A 4338-nucleotide genomic window follows, 5' to 3' on the forward strand; every position below is an offset into this window, starting at 1 on the left:
TTGGGCACGACTGAGACTGCTAGTGTAGGCTTTAGGCATGGCTCACGCAGGGCTAGAGATTTATGTAAACTTCAGCCTACACTGTGTGAGCTTTTTTACCCCTTGGAACCCTTTTCATACATCCTCTAAGAAGAATAACTTCGCCTAGGTCATCATCTAATATCTCTTCCTGTGGTAGTTCACTTAATAAATGAGCTTCCCTGGGTATGTTTCTAATGCCATCTAGGCTACTTTCACTATCATTAGCCCGGATCTCTGTTGGTTCTTGCAGTGAATGCTCACGACTAAGTTGGTCTGCAGATGCCTGTGTCGCATCCTCTATAGAATTATTATCCATGCTCAAGAATTCAGCAGGGAAAATCACTTCTTCGTTTTCTGTTTCTAAATGAACAGAAGCTTCTTCAGAATCATTTCCTAATACAACCGCTTCTTCCAATAGTTCAGTATTAGAGATTTTTGGTGTTGAAAATCTTGGAATTGCTAAGTTTTCAGGAGGTACTACCAATAGTCTATTATTATCATTTGATATCTCTGGCTCTACGGTTACTTCCGATAAATTAGCAGTTGTTTTGAACTGCTCTATGGTTGAAGAATCTGATGCATTAAATTCTGAGGCTGGGGATGTAGACAAAGCTAACTCAGATTGACATATTGCTAAAGAGCAAATCAAGATAGGGTTAATAGACATAAGCAATAAGTTTCCAGTTTTTATCTCATTCAAATTCAAACAATCAAAATCTCAGCCAAAATATAGAGAAAACAGCTCGTTGTCTTTTACTGTTAGTACTATCTTTTAGAATATAGAGTCAACAATATCCTCTCGTATATTTATGACTTCACCAATAGAATTGTCACCAATAGAGTCTCTGTCACTATTTCCACTGTCTATTTGGCGAGCTTGAGCATCTAGTGTAGCCTGAATATCTGGCCAAGCCTTTCTGTAAATTTCTTGAACATCTGCTGACAAACCATCAATTGCTGCATTGTTTCCAGGTATCAGAGCTGTCGTTAAGCTCCCTGTATTCAAAAAATGTTGAAGATCAAACGTTTGAGGCTGACCTAAGCCTTGACTATTTGCTGTTACAACTTGACCAGCTCCTAATAATATTGTAGTTCCATTGGGACTTATGACAGTAACTTGATAGTTGACAGGGTTAAAAAAGCGTACAGAATTCGCAGATTGTTGTGCAATCAAAACGCCCCCACTTGCAGAGAAGTTTTGATTGCTATTAGCTATTGGTGACAAGTTGCCGACTTGAGCACGTGCAAAACGGGTGTCTACTAATGTCTCGACATGAGCAAGTTGATCGATGACTACTGCTGTCGATTGAGGAGAACCGTTACAACCTAATGAAATTTCTATTCTGTTCCGTACTCCCTCATTATCATCATCATCGACCTCAGCAATAGCCAGATACTTATCATATAAAAGTCGACTATTGCTCTTTAGTGAAACCAGAGTTCTTTCAGGAGAAATTCTTTCTGGACGATACAATAGCTTAACAAAGGAATTATCTGTTACTGTCTCTATACAATCGAAACGCTCAAAACGAAGGCTAACATCACTATTAACACTTGTTGAAACAGGATTATTGGAATGATAGAGATTAACTGTGCCTTGAGCATCAGCAGTAGAAGCTATAACTTCTTGAACAGTAAGTTGAGCTTGAGCACGTTCCACATCTATCTCTGAAAGTATGGTAGCTACACAGAACAACCCTGTCGTCACCAAACACTTTCTAAATACTGGATATAAATTCCTCATGCCAACTCCTCTGACACCTCTCAAAACTGGTAAAGTAGAATGCTATTCGTAGCATATGAGATATTATGCCTTCTCCTATTATCTCAGTAATAATCCGGATAGTTTATAAAATCAAAGTTATTTTTTTTAACAAACTACCCTTTTCTATCAGTAAGGAAGCCATTAGGCCCTCTTACCACCTTACTAGGTCAGCTTTTTCGAAAATATGCACCTTTTCTAGCACAATCCATTAATTCACCAATTACTCAACTTAGATAGACACATCCAAGACCTGTGCTATTGGACTGTAGCCTAAAGCACAAGGCCATCCCAAGTCAGTTTGAGCATTTCTCAGTCTTAATCATGCATAACTCTGCAGTGCTATGCCTATGAAGTAGAGACGGCAGCAATCAGCCAGCCCAAACACTAGCTGATTGGTCACTTTCAAAACGTTCCAAGGCTATTTATAGGTCAACATGCATAACTCTGACATGTCATGCCTATGAAGGAGTGGAGAGAAAAAGAATCCCTCTCACAATCAACTAGACACGCTTGGGTATCTCAACTCAGAGACGTCCCTATTAAGCGCTGGATAGTTTGAGATTCACTCTTGTTTGTTATATACCCCCTGAGGAAACATCATGATCAAATTAAGCATTAACTAAGAACTTTCATGATTTTTGTCCTAAAGCATGAAAAGTTCTAGTCAACAGATTACATCTCTTCTCCTAGGTAACAGTTTCGCCCAGCATTTTTTGAAAGTTGAATTTTGAGGTATGAATTTTCATGAAGAAGAAAACTATCGCATTACTATTTGCTACAACAGTCATCTCTGGTTTAGTTGCAACACCTTCATTCTCTAGTATATTTCATTCAAGTGGCGAACTAGATGGAGGAACAAAAATAGCTACGCATGAGATGTTGCCTAAAAGTGTTTCCACTAGCGGTGAAGTTGATGGATTATGGAACTTTAGAGGAAATGGAACAGCAATTGGTTTTTTAGAAATCAACGAAATTCATGGAACAATCCGGACTAGTGGTTCCTCATCAACAGATGCTGTAACAATTACAAAGTTTGTTAGTACTGGCTCTCGCGGAGCGAAAGAAATTATTATCGAAAGGCGTGGTTCATACAATCATGACTTTCGTGGTTGGGTTTCATCAGATGGCACACAGATGGCAGGGCATTACACTCATAGAGGACAGGTATTCCCATGGTCAGCTACAAAATAGTTCTCAGAATGAGAGTTATTTGAAGCGTATCTAAATGCTAAGGGATTGAGTGTGGTCATCTTACTCATCAATCCCTTATGGAATCGAATTCTTTTTGGCTAAAGCGGTGTTTTAGGAGATTAGACGAGCAATATAATTAACAGAAATGTCCTGATACTGAGAAAACATACTGACAAGGTCAACAAAATGATACGGAAAACTATTTTGAATACCCTTTTTAGAGGTCTGAATTGTTGTACACTTGCAGTTTCACTAACACTTTTAACCAGCGCCACAGCTCATTCAGGAGAACCAGTTCGCTTACGACATAATCCAACACGATGGTGGTGGATTCATGGGGTAACTGAATCACAAGTAACGCAACATATTAATGATACAAATTCCCGTATTATTGATTTAGAAATAGAAAGTCTTAATCCAGCACGATTTAGCGCCGTAACCGTTGAAAACACAGGAGCATATCGTGCAAATAGGTGGTATTGGCGACATTCTATTCCTGGTGTTTCATCCTTAGTACCATACTTAAATGAGCATAACAGGACTTGTGTTGTCGATCTTGAAATCAATACTATCAACGGCCCGAATGGCTCAGTGCCAATCTATGCTTATGTTGTTGCTGATGATCCTCAAATAGAAACAGATGAATGTAACTATATTTATGCAGGTAACTACAATGGATATAATTTTTTTGATTTAGACCCTCACTCTATTATTGGAGGTCCGCCATTTCTTGCTGGAGCATATAACACTTTACAAGGAGATAGCTCACAAAGAACGTACTACTATCCTGGAAAAAGCCTAGATGAAATCAAGAATTTAATTAACAGCAGAAATCTTCGAATCATTGATATAGAAAGAGCTTCCAGAGATAGTTTCAATGTTATTATGACCAATAACATTGGAGTAGGTTGGTATTGGCATATAGGAGTTTCAGTAAATGATGTTGGCCAACTTTTGAGAAGATACAATAATTTCCGCATTATTGATATAGAGCCCTATCAGAGAGGAGGACAAAAATTCTTTGATATTATATGGGTCGAAAATTAGATCGGAAATCCTAGAAGGGATTCTTCTTACGCACTAATGGTAGTCATTAAAATGTAAAGATAGCGCGGCCAGGCTTCAATCAACAATGTATCATCAGTCCCTTATTGTCCCACAGGCACCTCAGAAATATTGTCAATGACTGTGGGGCTAGCAGTTTAAACCTAGTTAAAAAGGGACTTCAGAGTATCGCGCAGAGTCCAAGCTTGCCGAAAAATCTACCTCAAGGAGAAGAAAACTTCTTCTCCCTTGGGTTCCCTCTGATAGAAACAATACTCAAAATATTTGGAGAAGTAATAAAATGGGTAGCTATACAA

At 38.5% G+C, this 4338-nt stretch carries 4 protein-coding genes; 2 read left to right on the forward strand and 2 right to left on the reverse strand.

Annotation, left to right across the window (positions count from 1 at the left end; all coding sequences use genetic code 11):
* Positions 1–76: 76 nt before the first annotated feature.
* Both IQ260_RS28185 and IQ260_RS28190 read right to left on the reverse strand, forming a co-directional pair.
* Positions 77–688 (reverse strand): hypothetical protein, encoded by a 612-nt coding sequence (locus tag IQ260_RS28185; protein ID WP_193996392.1) that lies wholly within the window; start codon positions 686–688, stop codon positions 77–79.
* A 105-nt stretch (positions 689–793) separates the two neighbouring features.
* Positions 794–1681 (reverse strand): hypothetical protein, encoded by an 888-nt coding sequence (locus IQ260_RS28190; protein WP_193996393.1) that lies wholly within the window; start codon positions 1679–1681, stop codon positions 794–796.
* Positions 1682–2530: 849 nt separating this feature from the next.
* On the opposite strand from IQ260_RS28190, the gene IQ260_RS28195 reads away from it, so the two are divergent.
* Both IQ260_RS28195 and IQ260_RS28200 read left to right on the forward strand, forming a co-directional pair.
* Entirely contained in the window at positions 2531–2977 is a 447-nt protein-coding gene (locus IQ260_RS28195) for a hypothetical protein (protein WP_193996394.1), read from the forward strand.
* 204 nt (positions 2978–3181) lie between these two features.
* The gene (locus IQ260_RS28200; protein ID WP_193996395.1) at positions 3182–4024 is read left to right on the forward strand and encodes a hypothetical protein; all 843 of its coding nucleotides are present in this window, start codon (positions 3182–3184) and stop codon (positions 4022–4024) included.
* The last annotated feature ends 314 nt before the right edge of the window (positions 4025–4338 follow it).

Source organism: Leptolyngbya cf. ectocarpi LEGE 11479 (assembly GCF_015207065.1).
Classification (GTDB): Bacteria; Cyanobacteriota; Cyanobacteriia; order Phormidesmidales; family Phormidesmidaceae; genus Leptothoe; species Leptothoe ectocarpi.

Coding starts and splice junctions, on each gene's coding strand:
- IQ260_RS28185 (WP_193996392.1), bottom strand. CDS start 688: ATGTCTATTAACCCTATCTTGATTTGCTCTTTAGCAATATGTCAATCT.
- IQ260_RS28195 (WP_193996394.1), top strand. CDS start 2,531: ATGAAGAAGAAAACTATCGCATTACTATTTGCTACAACAGTCATCTCT.